General features: G+C 59.7%; 23 protein-coding genes. 2 read left to right on the top strand and 21 right to left on the bottom strand.

The window, feature by feature from the left end; all coding sequences use genetic code 11:
- The 20 genes from icmH to RHP74_RS30735 form a co-directional block, all read right to left on the bottom strand.
- Nucleotides 1-876 (bottom strand): type IVB secretion system protein IcmH/DotU, encoded by an 876-nt coding sequence (icmH, locus tag RHP74_RS30640; RefSeq protein WP_010465262.1) that lies wholly within the window; start codon nt 874-876, stop codon nt 1-3.
- Nucleotides 877-881: 5 nt separating this feature from the next.
- Nucleotides 882-2,213, bottom strand: coding sequence for a type VI secretion system baseplate subunit TssK (gene tssK / locus RHP74_RS30645; RefSeq protein ID WP_077748563.1), 1,332 nt, complete (start codon nt 2,211-2,213; stop codon nt 882-884).
- Between the two features lie 2 nt (nt 2,214-2,215).
- Complete coding sequence (gene tssJ, locus RHP74_RS30650; protein WP_010465266.1) at nt 2,216-2,716, bottom strand: type VI secretion system lipoprotein TssJ; 501 nt, start codon at nt 2,714-2,716, stop codon at nt 2,216-2,218.
- Between the two features lie 5 nt (nt 2,717-2,721).
- Complete coding sequence (tagH, locus tag RHP74_RS30655) at nt 2,722-3,918, bottom strand: type VI secretion system-associated FHA domain protein TagH (RefSeq protein WP_077748562.1); 1,197 nt, start codon at nt 3,916-3,918, stop codon at nt 2,722-2,724.
- Nucleotides 3,919-3,935: 17 nt separating this feature from the next.
- The gene (locus RHP74_RS30660; protein ID WP_007894589.1) at nt 3,936-4,076 is read right to left on the bottom strand and encodes a hypothetical protein; all 141 of its coding nucleotides are present in this window, start codon (nt 4,074-4,076) and stop codon (nt 3,936-3,938) included.
- Nucleotides 4,077-4,346: 270 nt separating this feature from the next.
- Nucleotides 4,347-5,864 (bottom strand): sigma 54-interacting transcriptional regulator, encoded by a 1,518-nt coding sequence (locus RHP74_RS30665; protein ID WP_311096924.1) that lies wholly within the window; start codon nt 5,862-5,864, stop codon nt 4,347-4,349.
- A 10-nt stretch (nt 5,865-5,874) separates the two neighbouring features.
- Nucleotides 5,875-8,523, bottom strand: a complete 2,649-nt coding sequence (gene tssH, locus RHP74_RS30670) for a type VI secretion system ATPase TssH (RefSeq protein WP_311096925.1) — start codon at nt 8,521-8,523, stop codon at nt 5,875-5,877.
- A 13-nt stretch (nt 8,524-8,536) separates the two neighbouring features.
- Complete coding sequence (gene tssG / locus RHP74_RS30675) at nt 8,537-9,544, bottom strand: type VI secretion system baseplate subunit TssG (protein WP_010465275.1); 1,008 nt, start codon at nt 9,542-9,544, stop codon at nt 8,537-8,539.
- Nucleotides 9,508-11,295, bottom strand: a complete 1,788-nt coding sequence (tssF, locus tag RHP74_RS30680; protein ID WP_145306534.1) for a type VI secretion system baseplate subunit TssF — start codon at nt 11,293-11,295, stop codon at nt 9,508-9,510. Before tssF ends, tssG begins: the two co-directional genes overlap by 37 nt.
- A 24-nt stretch (nt 11,296-11,319) precedes the next feature.
- Nucleotides 11,320-11,787, bottom strand: a complete 468-nt coding sequence (locus RHP74_RS30685) for a hypothetical protein (RefSeq protein ID WP_042932470.1) — start codon at nt 11,785-11,787, stop codon at nt 11,320-11,322.
- Between the two features lie 363 nt (nt 11,788-12,150).
- Nucleotides 12,151-12,429 (bottom strand): hypothetical protein, encoded by a 279-nt coding sequence (locus tag RHP74_RS30690; RefSeq protein WP_256664396.1) that lies wholly within the window; start codon nt 12,427-12,429, stop codon nt 12,151-12,153.
- A 26-nt stretch (nt 12,430-12,455) separates the two neighbouring features.
- Nucleotides 12,456-13,208, bottom strand: coding sequence for a hypothetical protein (locus RHP74_RS30695; RefSeq protein ID WP_311096929.1), 753 nt, complete (start codon nt 13,206-13,208; stop codon nt 12,456-12,458).
- Nucleotides 13,209-13,213: 5 nt separating this feature from the next.
- Nucleotides 13,214-13,720, bottom strand: coding sequence for a PAAR domain-containing protein (locus RHP74_RS30700; RefSeq protein WP_077748559.1), 507 nt, complete (start codon nt 13,718-13,720; stop codon nt 13,214-13,216).
- 10 nt (nt 13,721-13,730) lie between these two features.
- Nucleotides 13,731-14,138, bottom strand: a complete 408-nt coding sequence (tssE, locus tag RHP74_RS30705) for a type VI secretion system baseplate subunit TssE (RefSeq protein WP_008150080.1) — start codon at nt 14,136-14,138, stop codon at nt 13,731-13,733.
- Nucleotides 14,139-14,152: 14 nt separating this feature from the next.
- The gene (tssC, locus tag RHP74_RS30710; protein WP_010465290.1) at nt 14,153-15,628 is read right to left on the bottom strand and encodes a type VI secretion system contractile sheath large subunit; all 1,476 of its coding nucleotides are present in this window, start codon (nt 15,626-15,628) and stop codon (nt 14,153-14,155) included.
- A 29-nt stretch (nt 15,629-15,657) separates the two neighbouring features.
- Nucleotides 15,658-16,161: a type VI secretion system contractile sheath small subunit gene (gene tssB / locus RHP74_RS30715; RefSeq protein WP_010465292.1), complete on the bottom strand. Its 504-nt coding sequence runs from the start codon at nt 16,159-16,161 to the stop codon at nt 15,658-15,660.
- Nucleotides 16,162-16,193: 32 nt separating this feature from the next.
- A complete protein-coding gene (tssA, locus tag RHP74_RS30720) occupies nt 16,194-17,750 on the bottom strand; it encodes a type VI secretion system protein TssA (RefSeq protein WP_102594561.1) in 1,557 nt (518 codons plus the stop codon).
- 649 nt (nt 17,751-18,399) lie between these two features.
- Nucleotides 18,400-18,675, bottom strand: coding sequence for an HU family DNA-binding protein (locus tag RHP74_RS30725; protein ID WP_003213368.1), 276 nt, complete (start codon nt 18,673-18,675; stop codon nt 18,400-18,402).
- 192 nt (nt 18,676-18,867) lie between these two features.
- On the bottom strand, nt 18,868-20,016 hold the full coding sequence (locus RHP74_RS30730) for an FAD-dependent oxidoreductase (protein WP_311096933.1): 1,149 nt from the start codon (nt 20,014-20,016) through the stop codon (nt 18,868-18,870).
- Between the two features lie 22 nt (nt 20,017-20,038).
- On the bottom strand, nt 20,039-20,206 hold the full coding sequence (locus tag RHP74_RS30735) for a rubredoxin (RefSeq protein ID WP_010465298.1): 168 nt from the start codon (nt 20,204-20,206) through the stop codon (nt 20,039-20,041).
- Nucleotides 20,207-20,408: 202 nt separating this feature from the next.
- Here RHP74_RS30735 and RHP74_RS30740 point away from each other — a divergent pair, with 202 nt between their 5' ends.
- Both RHP74_RS30740 and ubiA read left to right on the top strand, forming a co-directional pair.
- Entirely contained in the window at nt 20,409-20,972 is a 564-nt protein-coding gene (locus tag RHP74_RS30740; RefSeq protein ID WP_311096935.1) for a chorismate lyase, read from the top strand.
- Nucleotides 20,972-21,862: a 4-hydroxybenzoate octaprenyltransferase gene (ubiA, locus tag RHP74_RS30745; protein WP_010465303.1), complete on the top strand. Its 891-nt coding sequence runs from the start codon at nt 20,972-20,974 to the stop codon at nt 21,860-21,862. Before RHP74_RS30740 ends, ubiA begins: the two co-directional genes overlap by 1 nt.
- 56 nt (nt 21,863-21,918) lie before the next feature.
- Here ubiA and RHP74_RS30750 read toward each other — a convergent pair whose 3' ends face one another.
- Nucleotides 21,919-22,305 (bottom strand): hypothetical protein, encoded by a 387-nt coding sequence (locus RHP74_RS30750; protein ID WP_145306524.1) that lies wholly within the window; start codon nt 22,303-22,305, stop codon nt 21,919-21,921.
- Between the last annotated feature and the right edge of the window lie 20 nt (nt 22,306-22,325).

Here is a 22,325-nt window from a genome sequence, read left to right on the forward strand (position 1 = left end):
TTACGGCTGCGACTGCGGCTGGACCGCGGCCGGATCTAGCTGCTGAAAAGGTTGCAGAACGGTTTCGCGTTGCTCGCCCAATACCCAGGCGAAACCCGAATACATCACCACCAGGCAGACCACGGTGAACAGCACCACCATCCACGCCGGCACGATGCGCACCAGGCTGCGGCGCTGATCGTTCAAGCCTTCCCAATGCGGCGACAACTCACGAGGCACGTCGCCGCGCAACTGACGGATCTGGCGATACAAGGCGTCGCGGATGCCTTCGAGCTCGAGCATGCCGCGGGCTTGCACCCGATATTTGCCTTCGAAACCGAGGGACAGGCACAGGTACATCAGCTCCAGCATCGGCAGGTGCTTGACCGGGTTTTTCGACAGGCGATCGAGCAGCTGGAAGAACTTCTCGCCACCGAAGGTTTCGTTGTGGAAGCTGCTGAGCAGGCTCATCTGCGACCACTCGCTTTCGTTGCCCCACGGCGTGGTCACGACGGCTTCGTCGACCACGGTGCAGAGCACGTAACGCGCGGCCATCACCTGGCTGCTTTCGGCGCCGTTGTGCAGGGCGCGCACTTCAAACAGTTTCAGCCCGGCGGTCAGTCGCTCGTTGAGCGCGTACATGTCTTCGCGGGTATCGCTGTGCTTGAGGCGCACCACTTCCGACAACAGATCGGACGCCGCGGCCACCAGCGAATTGAGGCTGATGTTGAAGGATTCCGCCGGGCGCAGGCGCGCGGCATAAATCATCCGTTCTTCAAGCTGTTCGAAGCGCGGCGGTGCAGCGAAGTCTGTCAGCGGACTCGAAGCAGGGCCGTGGCCCTGGCGGTCGAGCAGGACGGTTTTATCGTCCTGGTTATGTTCCATGTCCTTGATCATGTCGGTCAGTTCCTGATGGCCCAGAATTTCAGTTCAAGCTCGGCAAATTCGCCGGACACGTGGAACGCGAAGCCGCCGGAGCGCTCGAGTTGTGCCAGGTCTTCGGAACTGAGTTCGAGAATGAAATAGGTTTTGTTGGAGTGGAACGCGATCTGCCGTGGTGCCACCGGCAACGGTTTGACCTTGATCCCCGGCAGGTGCAGGTTGACCAGTTGGCGGATGCGCTCCACCGGGCCGACCTTGAGGTGCGCCGGCAAACGATGGCGCAACTCTTCAGAGTCGCAGTTGGCACTGGCGGCAAGCACGAACGAGGCCGAGCCCAGCAGTTTGTGGTCGTGCAACGGCGAGACAATGATCCCGTACTGACGCGCTTGCAGCACCAATTCGATGGCGTGCTGTTCGAGCACCATCGACAGCACCTGACGAATCGCTTCCATCAGTTTGCGGAAGCTCGCGCCCTGGTCGCTGTGCTGGTAACGGCTGTCCAGACGCGGGCGTTTGCTGTCGCTGGAGAAGGTTGCCAAGTCGCCGAGCATGGTCAGCAGCGTGCGGTACAACTCTTCCGGGTGAACCTGCTCCAGGCCGAGGTAGTGACGCAGCAGCAGTTCGGTGCGGTTGATCAGTTGCAGCATCATGAAGTCGCCGACTTCCGCGCCACCGACCTTGCCGTTGGAACGGATGCGCTCGGCGATGGTGTCGCCACGGTGACCGAGCATGCTGATCACTTCTTTCAGGCACGACAGCAAGTAGCTGGAGGCATGCGCCTGAATGTAGGTCGGCACGAAATCCGGGTCGAGGCTGATTACGCCGTCGGGCGTGGTGTCGAGCACGTCGCAGATTTTCAGCTTCACGTAAGCCTGGTCGCTCTGTTGCTCACCGAGCAAGAGTTTGAAGTCCGGGCGGCCACAGCTGACCTGGCTGGCTGAGTCATCGCCGGCGTTGGAGTCGGCCACTTCCGCTTCATACGCGGTATAGCGCGCCAGCACGTCGGATTGCTCCGGGCGGCGGGACTCGATGTGATTGCCGGTGACCAACGGGAGTGCCAGGTAGATCGGCGTGTTGCCAGTGTTCGGCGGCACGTCGAGGGCCAACGGCTCGGTGTTGCCGCCGAGCTCGAACAGACTGCCGTCCGGCAGAATCCCCGAGGCCTGGCTGATCACCAGTTTGCCCATGTTGAGGAACTGCAAATCGATTTCCAGATTGAGGAAGCCCCAGGTGTAGCTGCCCAGCAACTGGGTGCGGGTCTTCATCTGGTGCTCGTAATAACGGTCGTTATGCTGGAAGTGCTGCGGACGCAGCAGCATGCCTTCCTGCCAAATGACTTTATGGGAATTCATGTTCAGTCATCCGCCTTGGCGAGCGTTTCGTTGCTGTTGCGAATACCGGCCTGATCGAGGGTCAGGTCTGCGTCGGTGACTTCCACCGGGGTGATTTGCACCGTATAGCGCCATTTGGTTTCCGGCAGGTCGCGGTAGGCGGCGAGAATGCCGACGTAGCGGCTGCCCTCCTCCACGCTGAGCTTGAGTTCGACGGTTTCGCCCGGGCGCAGTTCGAGTTCTTCGCTGGCCACCAGGTCCGGGGCCAGAGATTCCTTGGCGCGCTCGTACAGGCTGAAGAAGTCAGCGTTCTCGAAGGTCACCGGGTGCTTGAGCTCGAACAGGCGCACGACGATCGGCGACGGACGCCCGTTGAGGTCCGGGTTCAGCTGATCGCTGGCGGTGAGCTTCAAGTTGAGCTTGGTGACGTGGGAATACGGCGACAGCGACGAGCAGCCAGCCAGCAGCACCAGGGCCGCGAACGCCGTCAGCGTCTTGAAAAAAGCGGTCGAGCAGCGAGACATGCGCATCATCCTTGGTGGTCGGTGTGAAGGGTGGAAATCAGGCGGATCTGTTCTTCGTAGGCCTGGGCGAAATCGCGAGCCAGCAGGCGCTCGCTCCAGTCATCGTCCTGGCGCAGGGCCTGGTGATAACGACCGTAGGCTCTCCAGCGGCTGCCGGACGTGGCCAGCAACGGCTTGTTGTCGCGCTCGAAACGCAGGGTCAGTTGCTGCGGCGAGAAGTGTTCCAGCGTGCCCCGAACGGCGGCGCGGCTGGCGGTCAGCAATGCCACCTGATGCGCCTGCAAATCACGGAACGCACGGGAGATCGCTTGCTCGGGCGGCATCTGGCCCGGCTTGTTCGGCTGCAACAAAATGCCCAGCGCTTCGCCGGCATCGACGGCGAATTTCAGCGGGTTCTTGTGAGTGCCTTGCACCGTGGTCTGGGCCAGGCGCAGTTCGTTTTTCAGTTCGCTGCGGGTGCGCAGGCTCTGCTGCAACCCGCCGACGCTCTGCTTGAGCAAGCGCGCAGCGTTCAGCGCCATGGCTTCGCGGGCGTCGTGGTCGAGGCCTTTGAGGTCCACACCCAGCGCCGCGCCGAAGTGCTCCCAGAAACCTTCGCTCTGACGCTCGACCGCTTTGGGCGGTGGAGCAGGGGCTGGCTCTGCCGGGGCGTTGATCAGCTCCGGGACCATCAGGCTTTCCATGTCGATGCGGGCGTAGTCGGCGCGCTGACGGGTGTCCTCAATGGTCGTGCTCGGGGAGATCAGTTCGTCGATTTCCGAATACACGCGCTCTTGCTGATCGAGAGCGTTCAGCGGGTCGAGGTCGAGGAACGCATCGTCCGGAATGATGCTGCCGGCCGCTTGCGGACGGCCGACTTCGACGTCGAAGGTCGCCGGATCGCGGACCAGTCGCGCACGGATCTCGAAATCACCCAGCACGTACACGCTGCCGTGCTCGATGCGCATCGCTTCGCCCTTGCGCAGGCGCGCGCCGCTCTCGCTGTCCTGGATACCGTTGCTGCTGGTATCGGTCAGGAAAAACGTGCCTTCGCGGTAGCTGATCAACGCGTGGTGGTTGGACAGATGACGCTTGCGGTCAGGGATGATCCAGTCGCAGTCCTCGCCCCGGCCAATCACGCCACCGGCCTGTTTGAAGGTCTTCTGGCACAAATCCGTGGGCACGAATTGCTTGGTGTTCAGCATTTCGAAAACCAGTTCCATGGTGATACTCCTTGCGGTCACTTGCCGCGATTGACCGCCTGCGGATCACCCAATGGGCGATAGGTGTTGTCGTTGTATTTGTAATTGCCGCTACAGCCGCCGAGGCCGCATAGAACGACGAGGGTCAGCAGGACGGCTTGCCAGTGACGAACAGGCATCAGAGGGTCTCCATGGGTAGACAAAGCACAAAGCGCCGACCCGGTTGGGCGGCGCTGTTAGAAGCGGATGAGGTTAGGCCGAGCGCTCTAGCCAGAGGCCTGGCGCGTCGCCTTTGTGGCGAGGGAGCTTGCTCCCGCTCGACTGCGCAGCAGTCGTAGATCAGCAGATGCGGTTTAACTGATGCACCGCGGCGCATGGGTTTGGGGCTGCTGCGCAGCCCAGCGGGAGCAAGCTCCCTCGCCACAGGTAATTGTTGGCCGCGAAATACGTTAACCATCGAAATCCCCCAGGTTGATATTCAGGCGCCCAAGGCGATAAAGCAGCGTGCGGCGTGGCAGGCCGAGTTCGCGGGCGGCGAGGGTCTGGTTGCCGTCGTTTTTGCGCAGGCAATCGAGCAACAGGCTGCGTTCGACCTGCTCCAGGCGTTCGCGCAGATTCAGGCTGTTGTCTTCGGGCATGGCCTCCATGCGCAGGGAGAAATGCTCGGCCAGCAACTCGCCGCCCTCGCACAGCAAAACGGCACGTTCGACCAGGCCTTTGAGTTCGCGCACGTTGCCGGGGAAGGCATAACCGGACAGGTGATCCAGCGCTGCATCGGACCAACGCACCGCATCGCGCTGCAAGAACGAGCACGCCTTGTCGGCGAAATGCCGGGCCAGGTCGAGGATGTCGCCTTCGCGCTGGCGCAGGGCCGGGAGCTCGATCGGGAATTGCGCGAGGCGGTAGTACAAGTCCTCGCGGAATTTGCCTTCGCTGACCAGCACCGACAAATCCCGGTGCGTCGCGGCAATGATGCGCACGTCGATCTTGTGGGTGTCGTTGGAACCCAGCGGACGAATCTCGCCTTCCTGCAAAACCCGCAACAGCTTGGCTTGCAGGGACAACGGCATGTCGCCGATTTCATCGAGCAGCAAGGTGCCGCCATTGGCCGCGTCGAACAGCCCGGCACGGTCGCGGTCCGCGCCGGTGAACGCGCCTTTGCGGTAGCCGAACAGTTCGCTTTCCAGCAGGTTCTCGGGGAACGCCGCGCAGTTCTGCACGATGAACGCCTGGGAACGGCGCGGGCCACAGTCGTGGATGGCGCGTGCGACCACTTCCTTGCCGGTACCGGTTTCGCCGCGCAGCAGCACGGTGTACGGGCTGTGCAGGACTTTGCTGATCAGCGAATACGTCTCGCGCATGGCCTTGCTCTTGCCGATCAAGCCGTAACCGCTGGCGCTCGGGACACTGACCTTCATCGGTCGTACGTCACCGCTCGGCTGACGCAAACGCTGGAGCAAATGCAGTTGACCCAGCACGAACGAACCCAGTTGCCCGAGGGAATCGGCGAAGCCTTGCAGGTCGATGTGCCGGCGACTGGCGCACAGCAGCAAGCCTTCGACGGCTTTCTGCTGATTGACCAGCGGCACGCACAACAGCGACTGCCAAGGCGTGGCCTGCGGCGGCAGGAAACTGGTTTCGTGCAGGCTGCCGCTCAACTCGCTGAGGCTCACAACGCGGTTCTGACACAGAGCGAATTGCAGCAATTGTTCACCGTTGTAATCCGCCGGCAGGCTCTCTGCCTCCCGTGGTTGCAGGATGCCGTTGAGGCACTCGGCGTTCATCCCCAGGCACGTGTGAGTCGCGTCCAGCAAGTACAGCTGCGTCAGCTCGCAACCACTGAGCTCGGCCAACCCGCGCACGAAGTCACCCAGCAGCGCAGCACCGTCCCCCGCGCGCGACAGGCTGGCGAACTGCGCCAGCAAGGCTTCGGCATAGATCAGCGGTTGCGGTACTTGAGTGAACATCACACCCACCTCAGGCGAACTCGCACGTCACGCTGGCGCCACCGTCGAGCGTCGCGTGGACACGCTTGAGGCTTTCACCGGTGGCCATCGCATCGAGCAAACGGTCGGCCACCAGCGGCAGCACGTGCAAGTCGAGCAAGTGGTCGATCAAACGCGCACCGCTGTCGCTTTGGGTGCAACGTTCGGCCAGGTGATCGACGAGGTCTTGCGAGTAGGTGAAATCCAGCTGGCGACGGTTCAGGCGCTCGCCCAGACGATCGAGTTTGATTTCGATCAGCTCGCGCAGCACCGGGCCACCGACCGGGTAGTAAGGCACCACGCGCATCCGCGCCAGCAGCGCCGGTTTGAAGTGTTTGCTGAGCACCGGGCGGATGGTTTCTTCAAGCACTTCGGCACTCGGCCGCGCACCGTTTTCACAGAGTTCGCTGATGCGGTCGCTGCCCAGGTTCGAGGTCATCAGGATCAACGTGTTGCGGAAGTCGATCTCGCGCCCTTCGCCGTCGTTGGCCACGCCTTTGTCGAAGATTTGGTAGAACAGGTTCAGCACGTCCGGGTCGGCCTTCTCGACTTCATCGAGCAACACGACCGAGTACGGTTTCTGGCGCACGGCTTCGGTGAGCATGCCGCCCTCGCCATAACCGACGTAGCCCGGCGGTGCGCCGATCAGGCGCGAGACCGTGTGTTTCTCCTGGAACTCGGACATGTTGATGGTGGTGATGAAACGATCACCGCCGTACAGCAAGTCGGCCAGGGCCAGCGCGGTTTCGGTCTTGCCGACGCCGCTCGGGCCGACCAGCAGGAACACGCCAACCGGGGCGTCTGGTTTGTTCAGGCCGGCAGCGGTGGCGCGCATCGAGCGGTCCAGCGCGTGAACGGCTTGTTCCTGACCACGAATGCGGGTGCGCAAATCGGTGGCGAAGCTCGCGACTTTGGCGTTGTGCTCGCGGGCCAGTTGCGCCAATGGCACGCCGGTCCAGGCGCTGATCACTTCGGCGACCAGACGCGGGCACACTTCGAAGCTCACCAGACGTTCTTTGACCTGAAGCTCGGTCAGGGCTTTGTGCGTTTCATTGAGTGCGGCTTCCAGGGTTTCAACGCTGTGCGCTTCGTCCACCGGCAGCGTTTCGATCACGGTGCCTTCGGCGTCTTCTTCAACCGTGACGGTTGGCTCGACGGCCGCCGCTTCACGGGCCTTGGCCAGTTGCTGACGCAGATCCAGCAAGCGTTCGGCCAGTTCTTTCTGTTCGGTCCACAGGGTTTCCAGTGCGACCATTTCCTCTTCGGCGGCGGCCAGGCGATCTTCCAACGCGTCCAGCGCTTCGTGATCGATCAGCAAACCGGCCTCGGCATCACGGCGCAGGGCCTGACGCTGACGGCCACCTTCAGCCAGTTCACCACGCAGGCGTTCGAGGCTTTCCGGGGCGGCGGCGAGGCTGATGCGCACACGGGCGCAAGCGGTGTCGAGGACGTCGACGGCTTTGTCCGGCAGCTGACGGCCCGCGAGGTAACGTGCCGACAATTCCGCCGCCGCCACCACCGCGTCATCGCGCAGGTAGATGCCGTGGCTCTTCTCGTACACCTGAGCAAGACCACGAAGGATGGTCACCGCTTCGCTGACGGTCGGTTCGTGCAGTTGCACCGGCTGGAAGCGACGGGCCAGGGCCGGGTCTTTTTCGAAGTATTTTTTGTACTCCGCCCAGGTGGTGGCGGCGATGGTGCGCAATTCGCCTCGGGCCAGGGCTGGCTTGAGCAGGTTGGCTGCGTCGGAACCGCCGGCATTGCCGCCCGCGCCGATCAGCGTGTGCGCTTCGTCGATGAACAGAATGATCGGTTTCGGCGAGGCTTTGACTTCGTCGATCACGCCTTTGAGGCGACGTTCAAATTCACCTTTGACGCTGGCGCCGGCCTGCAACAGGCCCATGTCCAGCGACAGCAACTCCACGCCTTTCAACACTTGCGGCACTTCACCAGCCGCGATGCGCGAGGCCAGGCCTTCGACGATGGCGGTTTTACCGACACCGGCTTCACCGACCACGATCGGGTTGTTTTTGCGGCGGCGGGCGAGGATGTCGACCATTTGGCGAATCGCGCCATCGCGGCAGAGCACCGGGTCGAGTTTGCCGTCGCGGGCTTGTTGAGTGAGGTTGTGCGTGAAGCGCTCCAGCAGCGATTCGCCCGGCACGGCAGGCTTGCCGGTGGCCGGTTGTTCTTTCTGCGACAGGGCGAATTCTTTCAGGCGCTCGATGTTCAGCTTGGCCAGCAACGACTGGTAGCGGCTGCCGGCGTAGCGCATCGGGTTACGCAGCAGCGCGAGGATCAACGCGGCTTGCTCGACCTGGCTCTGGCCCAGTTCAAGGTTGGCCACCAGCAACGCATCTTGCAGCCACTGCACCAGTTCCGGGGCGAACACCGGGTTGCGCGAAGCGCTGTGCTCGACCCGCGATTGCAACGCGGCGCTCAGTTCGCCGGCATCCACTTCGGCGTCTTGCAGCGCGCGTGCGAGCAGGCCTTGCGGGCGCTCCAGCAGGCCGAGCAGCAAGTCTTCGACGAGGATTTTGCTGCCGCCACGGGCGACGCAACGTTCGGCCGAACTTTCCAGGTCACGACGGGTTTCGGCGTCCAGCGCCTGGATAAGTTGTTGCAGGTCTACGTTGATCATGGGTCATCTGTCCTTAATGAATTTTGCTGCCCAGGGTAACCACGCCGTCCGCTTTTTCGCGGCCCAGCCAACTGGTCCATCCCAGGCGACAGGCGTTTTGCTCACCGATGCGCAGTTCGCGGATTTCTTCCTGGCGCAGCACCAGGCGAATGTCGTAATCGAGCGGGTCACGCAGGGTGAACCGCACCAGCGCGCACAGCGGCTGGTAGCCGAAACCGATCGGCAGGAATTCGTGGAAGCGCTGCCAGTCGAGCTCGCGGATGTGGATGCGGAATTTTCCGCTGCGGTCGCGCACGTGTTCGCCCAACACCAGGTCTTCGCCGAGCAGGCTGTTGGCGCGGCCCAAACGATTGCGCTGCTCATCGAGAATCTCCACACGACGCTCGATGCACTGCTCGATGGTCAGTTCAGCGTGCTTGAAGTAGTAACGCAGCACCGCTTCGATCAGCGCCGCCGAGTGCGCCCGCAAACTGAGCAGGCCGAGGTACGGCAGCAGACGCTTCCAGTTCAGTTCCTGGGCCTTGCGGATCTCTTCGCCGCCAAGGCCGATCAGCGCAAAAAGCTGGGAGGAAAACGGATCGAGTGCGCCGCTCTCGAAACTGGCGCGGTAGCGGTACTTGCGCCAGATCGGCAGCATCAGCCGTTGCAGGCGATGGTGGAACAGGTCGAGGAAGTTGCGGGTCGGGTTGCCGTCTTCGCTGTCGCCCAGGGCTTGTTCACCGTAGAACGCCGGCAACGGCGAACCTGAGCCGACCAGGCCGATCAGGTTGAAACGCAGGCGCGCGCGCATCTGCCCGTGCTCGTGGAAAAACTCCACGCGATCGACGTCACTGCCCGGGAAGCCCAGGCTCGGGTTGGCCTGGAATTCGAGCTGGTCGTACAGATCGTCCTGGCTCAGGTGCGGGTGGGCCTCGCGCAGCCGGTCAACCACCAGCAGCACGGCCTGAAACAGCGAGTACTCGCGTATTCCTCGGGTCAGCCCGCTTAAAGAAGCGGCTGAAGGCCCATACGTGGTGTCCATTGGTACACCTCTCCCTGTGTGCTTTTTACTCGCAGCTCGTGGTACGAATTGAGACTGGCGTAAAGCGCGAAAAACTCGTTAAGAACCGAGGCGAAAACGAACAGGTCGCCCTCGCCGATATACCCTTCCGGGTCGATGGTCAGTTCGGTGCGCAACCCGCGAACCGGTAACCCTCGGTGCAACCGGTCGACGTGTTTGTGCTTGATCGACTTGAGCCCGCCGAGCAGGCGTTTGCTGACTTTTTCAGCGTGTTGGTCGTAGTAGCGCGGCAGGTCGTAGGTTTCCAGAATCACCTTCAACGCGTTGACGTCGGCCAGCGACAGATAGTTGAGCGACATGTTGCTGATCAGCTTCCAGAGAAAGTCGCGGTTCAGCGGCGGCGCGTAACTGGGTGTGGCCGGGGTGATGTTGCGGAAGCTCAGGAACTCCGGCGTGTCTTCGCAGGCCATGCTGATGTCGCCGAGCTTGAGCTTTTTGGGCAGGTTCTGGTTGGTGCACATCAGCTCGATCGACAGGGTTTCGTGGGCTTCGGTGTGGCGGATACCGAAGCTCAAATAAGTGTCGAGGCCGTCGTGCAACAGCGACGAACGCTGGCGGATGCTGTAATGCGGACGGCTGTTGGGCACGTCGAAGCTCGGGTCGTGCTCGAACGATTCGAACGGCACGTATTCCTGATACCCGAGGCCACCGGGCTTCCATCCCGTGACCGTTTCCACCGAGAACACGCCGCAGTTTTGCAAATCGAATTCGGCGGGCAGCAGCAGGTATTCGTCTTGCTTGCCGTCGAGGCGAATCGGCAAGGCGTCGTGCTTGAACAGATTCACAATCGGCGTGCAGTAGAGCTTCACGTTGTCCAGCGTCGGACGCATGCGCATGATGCCGCTCTTGCGAATGTCGAAGCGCAATTCGAGGCCGCGCATTTGCTTGAGCGTGTCTTCCGGCAATGCCTTGAGCATGTCGAGACCGTTGACGTCGACGAACAGGAATTTGTCCTGGAAGGCGAAGTATTCCTGCAGATAGCGATAGCCGCGGAAGGTGTTCAGCGGGTACGGGATCAACGCTTCTTCTTCGGCAAACCCCACCGGCTGCACACGGTCGCCAGGCATCTTGAATGCCATCGGCAGGCCGTTGACGCCATTGATGGGTTTACCGGCGCCGTCCAGCGGAATCAGCTCGATGCCTTCCAGATTGCGCAGCAGGCTGAGGTAGAGCATCTGGCTGATGTAACGCTCGCCGGCGAAGTGCAGGCGCAGGCGGCTCAGCTCCAATTCACCGAGATGACCGTCAGCGCTCATCTCCAGACGCAGGCTCAACAGCGAGCCGTCGCCCTTCACCGAGTAATTCAGCGCAGCCAGATCCAGCGGCAAGACTTCGGTCGGGTAGCACGTGCGGAAACGGCAACGCACGTCGTCGATTGGCACACTCTCGACTGGCGTGTCGCGCTCGACCATCAACGCAGGACCCGAACGCTTCAACGGATCGAACTGCAAAATGCTGAACGCCGGCAACGGCCGCATGTAGTTCGGCCACAGCAAGTGCATCAGCGAATGGCTCAGCTCCGGCAACTCGTCATCGAGCTTCTGCCGCAGGCGACCGGTCAGGAAAGCGAAGCCCTCAAGCAACCGCTCCACGTCCGGATCCCGCCCGGCCTGGCCAAGGAAAGGCGCCAACGCCGGGCTACGCTCGGCGAATCGACGACCTAACTGGCGAAGTGCGGTGAGTTCGCTTTGGTAGTAGTGGTTAAAGGACACGGGGTACCTTCCTGGTGGTGGATCTCATGAAAAAACTGTCCTGTAGAGCGCGACTGTCAGACCGGAAACCACGTAGCCCGCAATGAGGAGGTACGGTAAAAAAGCCAGCCAGCCAAACATCATCGGGAACCCGGCAAGGCTCCCCAAAAGCACATGGGCCAACCCATAAATCACCCACGGGACAGCGTAAAAAGGGATGAAGGTCAGTGGTGCGCGCCACACGCTTTTCAAAATCTGCTGTTCGGTTTTTCCGTTCAGTGCTCGCATTGCCCACAGGGCAAATGCGATGTAGGCCGGGATTCCGAATGAGAGAACGTAGATCAACAGCATTTGTTGCCAGTCCAGAACCGCCGCGTATTCGTCGCCCTGCTCGACCAGTGTCAAAGCCAACATCACCAGGAGCGGAGACCAGAGCGCTACTCTGAAAAAATTTGGATTAGCGCAGCATTCGCTTTTTCGAATGTTCTGCGCCGAATCGTTAGTAAATTTCACTGAACACCCAGTGATTGAAACTGTAAAGAGCAACAACACCTACAATGGAGGAAACCAAGAACGAAAAGCCATCGTGCGAGCGTTTATATTTGAAGAAATTCATTAGCGCTCTTACAAAATAGTAAAAAGAAAACGCCATCATCGGAATATAAAAAAACATACAAAAAACAAATAAGCCTCCGTAGACATCAACCCCAGCTATTGACCACTTAGTTTTCGGATCAGTGCACGACATCAACAGAAAAACCGCGGAGGTCAAAAAATAAAAATAGTTGATCATTTTAAGAATTTTCGACACGACCAAATCTTTCGAATGCAGCAGCTCAAGCGCAATCTTTGGAATGGGGTTAGTTTCATAACTAATCACGACATCGGCCCACCTGAAAAAAACTTCGGAAGCACGAACAACACCAGCAAACCGATTATCCAAAGCACGAGCAAATAATAGTTACCGGGCATTCTGCAGGCCATCCACCCTTTAACCACTCCATAACCAATAGCGAACTGTAATAGCAAGAACGAGATAATTCCCAGCGGAACGGAAAGCAAATAACTATAAGGCTCCGCAAACCCGAACCGGATAACCGCATAAATTTCGAACAATGCAAACGGTGCGATCAAAGCGTTTGCGATGATGATCATTGCTCTGACTGTTTTTGCGCTACCCATCAACGCAAGCCCTGTGCATAGAGGAACTTTGCCAGCTCTAGTCGGCGCTGCTCACCTGAAGGACCGTCAATACCGTAGTAAAAATGTCCCACACCTTCTTTACGCTCGCTGGACTCGGTCATCTGCGAGCCGAGCAAAGGAGCATGCTCAGCCAAGTCAAAAAATGACATGCCTGCATGAATAGGGTCGCCATGCTCCTTCAAGTCAAGAATGACTACATGCTCGATCAGGGATTGCTGCCTAACTTCCCCAAGCATTTCTTCAGAAATTGGAGAACCTATCAGTACAAGATAATCAACGGCCTGCCCTTTATCTGCGTAATAAAGAGCAGATTGGGCGGCTACCAGCGATCCAAAGGAATAACCAATAAGATTAAATTGCCCTCCGGTTGGAAAAGATCGGCTAACGCCTAACGACTTCAGACTCCAGTCCGCCTTAACGCTATACGGTCCAGTGTCCGACATGCCGTTAATTTTCTTAAGCCTGTAACGGTGCTTATTGACGCCAGCAACAGCATCAGCATATTGACCCTCAGTATTACGCCCTACTACTGCGCCACTAATACCCACCATACGCAGTGACTTAATCTGGTCATCAATATACCCACCGGTCATCCCAGCACCACCGAGATAAACAGTCAGACCTTCTTCCAGAACGATATGTTTCGGTGTCCTGTCCGCAGTAGCAGTACTGCTGGTCGAAGCAACCTTTTTAAATATCCCTGTTGATGTTTCCAACACGTCTGTCGTCATTTGCATCAATCCTCTGATGCAACGTAGATATCGACTTTTTCCGCACTCGCGTGCCGCGTCACTCGATGAGTCAAACCTGTATCACTAGTAACGCCTTCTTCTTGAAGACCATTTTCTCGGACCAAGAGATATCGACGGTTTGCCATAGGCGCTCCGCTTTTGTCAGTCAGGACAAATTGCTCATCAAAACCAGGCAGAATCAAAGGCAACGGCGCCACAAACGGCACCGGCGAATGCGAATTCCCGATAATCACCGTCCCGGACCCAGCTGTAACCTTGTTGCCATGGGTCCCGACGGAATCCACCGTCGCAGCCGGTTTGCCGTTGATCAAAACCGTCGTCGCCAATCCGCCCGACATCGCACCACCACACGCCGAGGCATCGCCTTGGCGGGCGGCCGCGAGGCCGTCGAAGAAGACGTCGCCGGAACCGGCGGCGATCGGGTTGGTGCCGTGGCCGGGGAGCGGGCAAGCGGTGGGGTCGGTGACACGTGCTGCGGGTTTGCCGGACATACGAATCTCCTTAGTTGACCTTGACTTGACCGCTGCCATCCAGGCGCGCGGCGAAACTGACCTGACGCTTGAAACCATCAACTTCCAGCAGGCCTTCGATGCTGAAGGACAGGCGAAGCTGATCGTGATCACGCGGCAGGGAGATGACACGCACATTGCTCAAGCGTGGCTCGTAGGCTTCGATGAAATTTTCGATGGCCAGACGGGCCTGACTCAGGGAGTCGTGCAGGCTCAGACGCATGTCATTGAGATCGGGTAGCCCGTAATCGGACAGCGTTTGCACGCTGCCCGCACGGGTGCTGAGCATCTTGGCCAGATGGGCAGCCACGGACGCCATGGCGGAGACCTCGCGGCTCCAGCCGACGCGTTTGTCCGCGTCGCCACCCAGGCGTTCGAAAAGGCTGCCGTATCCAGTCATGACTCAGGCTCCTCTTACTCTTTGTCCAGCTTGCCAACCAGCGACAGGGTGAAATCGGCACCCATGTACTTGAAGTGCGGGCGCACGTTCAGGCTGACGCGGTACCAGCCAGGCTCGCCTTCGACATCGCTGACGATGATCTGGGCAGCGCGCAGTGGACGACGGCCACGGACTTCGGCGCTTGGGTTTTCCTGGTCGGCCACGTACTGGCGGATCCACTTGTTCAGTTCCAGCTCGAGATCGGTACGTTCTTTCCACGAACCGAGTTGCTCGCGCTGCAGCACTTTCAAGTAGTGAGCCAGGCGGTTGACGATCATCATGTACGGCAGTTGGGTGCCGAGCTTGTAGTTCAGCTCTGCGGCCTTGCCTTCTGCGCTGATGCCGAAGAACTTCGGCTTCTGCACCGAGCTCGCGGAGAAGAACGCCGCGTTGTCGGAGCCTTTGCGCATGGTCAGGGAAATGAAGCCTTCCTCGGCCAGTTCGTATTCACGACGGTCGCTAACCAGAACTTCCGTAGGAATCTTGGTTTCGATTTCGCCCATGCTTTCGAAATGGTGCAACGGCAGGTCTTCAACCGCGCCACCGCTCTGTGGGCCGATGATGTTCGGGCACCAGCGGAATTTGGCGAAGCTGTCGGTCAGCTTGGTGCCGAACGCGTAGGCGGTGTTGCCCCACAGGTAGTGCTCGTGGCTGTTGGCGACGGTTTCTTTGTACACGAACGATTTGACCGGGTTTTCTTCCGGGTCGTACGGGTTACGCAGCAGGAAACGCGGCACGGTCAGGCCAACGTAACGGGAATCTTCCGACTGGCGGAAGCTCTGCCATTTGGCGAACTGCGGGCCTTCGAAGTGATCTTTCAGATCCTTCAGGTCCGGCAGGCCGGTGAAGCTTTCCAGGCCGAAGAATTTTGGGCCGGCAGCCGCAATGAACGGCGCGTGCGACATGCAGGCAACGCTGGACACGTACTGCATCAGTTTCACGTCCGGCGAGCTTGGGGACATGAAGTAGTTGGCGATGATCGCGCCCACAGGCTGACCACCGAACTGACCGTATTCAGCGGTGTAGATGTGCTTGTACAGGCCCGATTGCATCACTTCCGGCGAATCGTCGAAATCGTCCAGCAGGTCTTCTTTGGAGACGTTGAGGATTTCAATCTTGATGTTTTCGCGGAAGTTGGTGCGGTCGACCAGCAACTGCAGGCCACGCCACGACGATTCCAGGGACTGGAAGTCAGGGTGGTGCAGGATTTCGTCCATCTGACGGCTGAGCTTGGCATCGATCTCGGCGATCATGCGGTCAACCATGGCTTTCTTGACCGGCTCACCGTTGTTCTGCGGCTTGAGCAGCTCTTCGATGAAGGCCGACACACCGCGCTTGGCGATGTCGTAGGCTTCGTCGTCCGGCGTCAGGCGGGTTTCGGCGATGATGCTGTCGAGAATGCTGTATTCGCCACTCTCTTTGTTCTTTTGCTGTGCTGCGCTAGTGCTCATGGTGTTGGCTTCCTTAGGCTGATGGAGACTCAGGCGTCCTGGGCTGCGGCGTTCAGGCCCAGCTCACCCAGTACGCGACCGCGGGATTCGTCGTCGGCGAGAACGCCTTCGATGGCTTTGCGGAACGCAGGCGCGTTACCCAGTGGGCCTTTGAGGGCCACCAGCGCGTCGCGCAGTTCCATCAGTTTTTTCAGCTCAGGCACTTGCTCGACCAGCGAGGCCGGGTTGAAGTCCTTCATCGAATTGACGCGCAGTTTCACGGCCAGTTCTTCAGTGTCACCTTCTTCCTGAAGACGGTTCGGTACGCTCAGTGTCAGGCTCAGCTCTTGCTTGGCCAGCACTTCGTCAAACGTCATCTTGTCGATGCTGATCGGCTTGCGATCTTCGACTTTGCGTTCGTCCTTGCGGTGGGTGTAGTCACCGATTGCCAGTAGTTTCAACGGCAGTTCGATCTCTTCCTGTGCACCACCGGTGGCAGGTTTGAAGGTGACGTTGATGCGTTCCTTGGGGGCTACCGAGCCTTCTTTGGCCATGGCTTTTCTCCTTGCGGTTGTGGCCCTGGGGCCTATTCGAGTACCACTTCGAGATCGAGGTGGCACAGCCTGCGATAAATCTCTTCCTTGCGTTCACGTACGGCATGGTTCTGCGGCAACAACTCGCAGCAGCTATGCAGTAAATGCAGCACTTCCAGCGCAAGATCGGGCTCCCAGGCGTTCAGGCCTGAGTCCTGTAATGTTTGGTCGAGTGTTTCGAGTTGGGTCTTGGCCAGTTCGTATTTCTTGGCCATGAAGCACAGCCGCGCGAGGGCGAACTGCCAGAAAAACCGGACGCGTCCGCCCTGGGCGCTTTGCAGCCCCTGCTTGAGGATCTGCACGGCGGCCTTGAGGCCGTCCTTGCGCAGGATCGGCAGGACTTCTTCGAGGGCCACTTCCCAGGCTGGCTGGCTGTCGGCGACTTCAACCTTGCGCGGCGCACTGGCGCTTTGCAGGTGCGGCATGACGTTGGCGCTGATCCAGGCGCGGGTGGCCGGATCGGCGAACGGCGCGCCGTCGTGGAAACGCAATTCGATGATGCCGGGCAGGCGCTGAATCAAAAGCGCGAAGTGGATTTCCACTTCGCGCATTGCCATCTCGGCGTTCAGGCCCTGGAGGCACTCCCAGACCATTCGCTGGCCATCGAACCAGAACGGCGCCTTCGCCAGGCTCGCCTCCAGTTCCACCAGCAAGTCTGCGTATTTGGCTTGATCGTAGCGGTCCTGATAGGCCTTGAGCTTGTCGGCGGGCAAGCCGCGCAACACGGTGATTTGCTCGGCGTTACGCTCGGGCACTGCGTCGATGGGCAGCCACAGCAGCGTGCGATTGAGGCGCAGGGCGCGCAGATCAGTGGCTTTCTGCTTGAGCCACCAGGCACACAACGGACGGGCACTTTCCTGCTGGGCGCGCAGGGCCTTGTGGGCTTCTTTTTCGTTGTCGATCGGTGCGCCGGGGGTGAACAGCTGCGTCGCGGCCTGTTTGACTTGGGCCACTGCGGCGCCAACCACGCCGGGTTCCGGCTGGTTGTCGGCGGCGCGTTGCACCATGTTTTTCAGACGGCGGGAGATCGGCAGCAGCAGCGGCGCATCGTCACCCAAATGCTCGGTGCAGGCGGCATCGAGGCCTTCCAGATGTTCGACCAGCCGCCGGAACATCGGCAACTGCTCTTTGATCGCGACGTTCTCGGTCAGCACCTGCTCAAGGCGCGGCACCAGCCAACTGATTGCGGCGGAGCGAGTGCGGGCCTTGTTCGGGTGAAGGTCAGCCCAGTGGTTCTCGCACAGGTGGTGCAGCAACCCGAGGCCAGCCAGCAAGCCCTGGAACGATTCGCGCTGGTACAAGGCCCACGTCAGCCAGGCGCCGACCCGCAAATCCTTGGACTGGGTGCGCAGCAGGTTTTCGCTGTTTTCGCGGATTTTCAGCCAGTCGATCTGACCGCTTTCGTGCATGGACGAGGCTTTCGCCAGCTCGCTTTCCAGTGCCTCATATTCGCTCGAAAAGCGAACGTCCTCGCCCGCGAAATTCTCTTTGGAAACAGAGGCTTTTGCGAGTTCGAGGTAATGAGCGGAAAGTTTGCTTGAGTAGGACATCCATGGCCTTTAATTAGGATTACGGTCGAACGCCAATTGCAGTTGCAGCGGCGCGGGACAGTATCAAAGAGCTGCGATGAGTCTCATCCAATTGAGTTCGTGCTCTTTCAAGTGCGCGCATCGTACTCACGATGATGGCCACTAGCAAGCATCCGATTAAACAACAAGACGAAGTGCGCTTTATTGCGTGTAAGAGGTTTCCCTATATGAGACAGGGGATTCCCCGATGCCGATTTAATATTCACGCTCTTACGGCAACCCCTGAAAGCACTGAGCCAGAGCGCCCCGAGAGGGATGCGCCGATTTGTTGGCAACATTTTCCCCTCATAGACGTAGAGCATGCCAACAATAAAAGACAATGAATGTAGGAATCGTCCGAAAGGTTGTGGTCATCATGGAAAAGAATGAGGCGCGACAACGGAGACGCAGAAAAGTGCCATCGCCATGATGGCACTTAATATATCGGGGGATATCAGTGAAGGACTTGAAACAGCGAACAAGTGAGCATTAGTTTTCCAGAGTGTATTAATCAGTCCATCCCGGCATATATACACATTGGAACAGCGCCTATAAAAAATGGGCATCCGAATTAATCGGTATGCCCATTTTTCAATACGGTTCTCCCCATTATTCAGGGAGTTCGCCGCAATTACGGATTAACGCTGTCTTTCAACGATTTGCCTGGCTTGAACGCGACAGTATTGCTGGCCTTGATTTTGACAGGTTCACCGGTTTGCGGGTTTTTGCCGGTGCGGGCACCGCGGTGGCGTTGCAGGAAGGTACCGAAGCCCACCAGCGTGACGCTGTCTTTGCGGTGCAGAGCGCCGGTGATTTCTTCGAGAACGGCGTTGAGAACGCGGTTGGCCTGCTCTTTGGTGAGATCTGCTTTTTCAGCGATTGCAGCGGCGAGTTCTGGTTTACGCATTAGTGAAGCCCCTTTGACGGTTTTTTGTTGTTATGTCCGTGCTGTTCTCGTTGGAACAGCGCCCAAAGCGCCGCAGGTGCTCTACTCTGCGGCAGACGGGAGTGAGAATGGCACGCACGGAAGAGCCGCGCCAGTCTCGGCGCGACCTTTGTAGGAGCAAAAGCGGGGTGATTCCGACAGAACGACCGGTATTTACGCCAGCAGTGCCGGAAGCTCTTTGTTCAGGGCCAGTTTTTCCATCACCGCCGCGCCTGTCAGGGCATAACCGAGCAGTTTTCCGCTGGCATCGCGGCATAAAGCTTTGATGTCCGCGCCCTGCCCTTCAACGGTCCAGACACCCTCGGCACCCCGTGGTGGTGGCGAAACCACCAACGGACAGACCGGGGTTTTCACGGTGATTGGCATCGGGCCATAACTCACGGCGGTGGGGTTGCCGGCGAGGGTTTGCGCCAGCGCTCTCGCACAGCTCATCAGGGGCATGACGTACAACAGATTCAGCCCATCGACCTCGGCGCAATCGCCCAGCGCGTAGATATTGGCGTGGGAGGTTTTCAGATGGCGATCGACCATCACGCCTCGGTTGACCTGCACACCGGCCGCAGCCGCCAGATCGATACGCGGACGCAGGCCGATGGCCGAGACCACCACGTCGCAAGCAATCACCTGACCATCAGACAGATGCGCTTCCACGCCGTCTGCGACGTGCTGCAAGCGGTTGAGCACCGGCCCCAGGTGGAAACGCGCCCCCAGGCTTTCCAGCCCGGCCTGCACCGCAGCAGCCGCCGCCGGGTGCAGCAGGGTCGGCATGACTTGCTCGCACGGTGCAACCAGTTGCACCTCGTAGCCGCCGAGGATCAGGTCATTGGCAAACTCGCAACCGATCAGGCCGACGCCTAGCAGCAACACCCGGTGTTTGCCTGCCGCTGCGGCGCGAAAGCGGGCGTAATCTTCCAGGTCGTTGATCGGGAACACCACATCCGCCGCATCGCCTTCGATGGGCACCCGCACGGTTTCCGCGCCCCAGGCCAGGATCAAGTCGCGATAAATGACCGCTTCCTCACCGATCCACAGGCGCCTGTGGCCCGGATCGATGCCGCTGATGCGTGTGTGGGTGCGCACTTCGGCCCTCAATTGCTCGGCCATGGCACCCGGCTCGGCCATGCTCAGGCCGTCAGCGTCTTTGTTTTTGCCAAAACCGGTGGAGAGCATCGGTTTGGAGTAGGAGCGTCCGTCATCGGCGGTAATCAGCAGCAACGGGGTTTCGCTATCGAGTTTGCGAAACTCCCGGGCCAGGTTGTAACCAGCCAGCCCGGTGCCGACGATCACGACAGGTGCGTTCATTCCTTACTCCTCTGGTGTTTTGTTAGTTGATTTCGATCATTTCGAAATCCATCTTGCCGACGCCGCAGTCCGGGCACAGCCAATCTTCCGGCACGTCCTGCCACAGCGTGCCCGCCGCAATGCCGTCGTCCGGCCAGCCCTCGGCCTCGTTATAGATCAGGCCGCAGACCACACATTGCCACTTTTTCATTCAGGTACTTCCTCAGGATTCAGGCTTATTGCCGGCGCGAACGGTCGATGGTTGGAGCGCTGCCGTCCGGCTCAGGGGCGTTTTGTACTGATCGGGCCCGGCAGATGCAAGCGCGTTCCGCGCAACGGCGGCCCCGATCAATCAAAATCGCTGGCTGACATGTTAAGCTCGCCGCCTCATTTGCTGCCAATAATGACTCACTGTGCCGCACTCAAAATTCCCCTCCGCTACCCCGCTGTGGCTCCCTCAAAGCCAACTGACGCCCCTCCCCGACACGTCTACCCTCGACTGGCTGTTCGACGAAGGCTCCCTGACCCGACGCCTGATCCGCTTGTCGAATGACGGCTTCAGCGTCACGCCGTTGTTTGAAGGCTGGCAAACGCTGCGCGCCGACGAATGTGCTGCGCTGGAGTTGGAGGAAGGCAGTGAAGGCTGGGTGCGCGAGGTGTATTTACGGGGGCACGGCGAAGCCTGGGTGTTTGCCCGTAGCGTGGCGGCGCGCAGCGCCTTGCAGGGCGACGGCTTGCACATGGATGAACTGGGTTGCCGCTCGTTGGGTGAGTTGCTGTTTTGCGATCAGGCGTTCCAGCGTCGCGCCATCGAGGTTTGTCACTATCCTCAGGAATGGCTGCCGCTGGCGTCCCGGGCCCCCGAACTGTGGGGCCGTCGTTCGCGGTTCGACCGTGGCGCCTTGAGCGTGCTGGTGGCTGAAATTTTCCTGCCGACCTTGTGGCTCGCCGCCCGCGCCCACCCGGAGAACTGCTGATGTACCAGAGCCTGCTCAAGTCCCTGAACCGCTTGAACCCTCGGGCCTGGGACTTCATTCAGCTGACGCGCATGGACAAGCCGATCGGCATCTATCTGCTGCTGTGGCCGACCCTGTGGGCGCTGTGGATTGCCGGCAAAGGCTCGCCCTCCCTGGCCAACATTGTGATTTTCGTCCTCGGCGTGGTCCTGACCCGTGCGGGCGGTTGCGTGATCAACGACTGGGCGGATCGCAAGGTCGACGGCCACGTGAAGCGCACCGAGCAGCGCCCTTTGGTCAGCGGCAAGATCAGCTCCAAAGAAGCCCTGGTGTTCTTCGCGGTGCTGATGGGCGTGAGTTTCCTGCTGGTGCTGTGCACCAATGCGGCCACGGTCTGGTTGTCGTTCGGCGGTTTGGCGCTGGCCTTCAGCTACCCGTTCATGAAGCGCTACACCTATTACCCGCAAGTGGTACTGGGCGCGGCGTTCTCTTGGGGCATGCCGATGGCGTTCACCGCCGAAACCGGCGAGCTGCCGGCAGCGGCATGGTTGCTGTGGATCGCCAACCTGCTGTGGACCGTGGGATACGACACTTACTACGCGATGACCGACCGCGACGACGACTTGAAGATTGGCGTGAAATCCACCGCCATTCTGTTTGGCGATGCGGATCGGGTGATCATTCTGACGTTGCAAGGCTTGGCGCTGGGGTGTCTGTTGCTGGCAGGATCGAAATTCGAGCTCGGGGGCTGGTTCCACTTGGGATTGCTGGCGGCGGCGGGCTGTTTCGCGTGGGAATTCTGGTACACCCGCGGCAAGGACCGGATGCGTTGCTTCAAGGCGTTTTTACACAACCACTGGGCCGGGTTGGCGATTTTTGTCGGGATTGTGCTGGATTACGCCACTCGCTGACCGCCCAAGCCGTTGCCGACGCTATGTGTCGGCAACGGCTACAGGCGTTGAGTCGTCTACTTTTGCGACTCGTGAACAACGTGCCAGACGTCTTTCATTTTGTCGCCCACCATGTCGCCAGGTTTTTTGTCCTTCACGAACGTGTAAAGAGGTTTACCGTCGTAGGCATATTGGCTCGTGCCGTCATCGCGCTTGATGACGCTCCACTTGCCAGCGGCCGTGGCACCCGCCGGAGCCATCATGGGTGGCCAGTTTTTGGCGCAATCGTCATTACACATCGACTTGCCGCCGCTGTCCTTGTCAAACGTGTACAAGGTCATGCCCTTGTGGTCGACCATCATCCCGTCCTTCATCATCGCCGGGTCGGCGGCGAAGGCCATGGTCGGCAGCGTTAGAGCTGCAGTCACTAACAATGCCTTCCAGGATTGAGCAATGTGATTCATGGAAACCTTCCTTTTGTGGT

It is taken from the genome of Pseudomonas sp. SG20052, from assembly GCF_031766055.1.
In the GTDB taxonomy this organism is placed as follows: domain Bacteria; phylum Pseudomonadota; class Gammaproteobacteria; order Pseudomonadales; family Pseudomonadaceae; genus Aquipseudomonas; species Aquipseudomonas mandelii.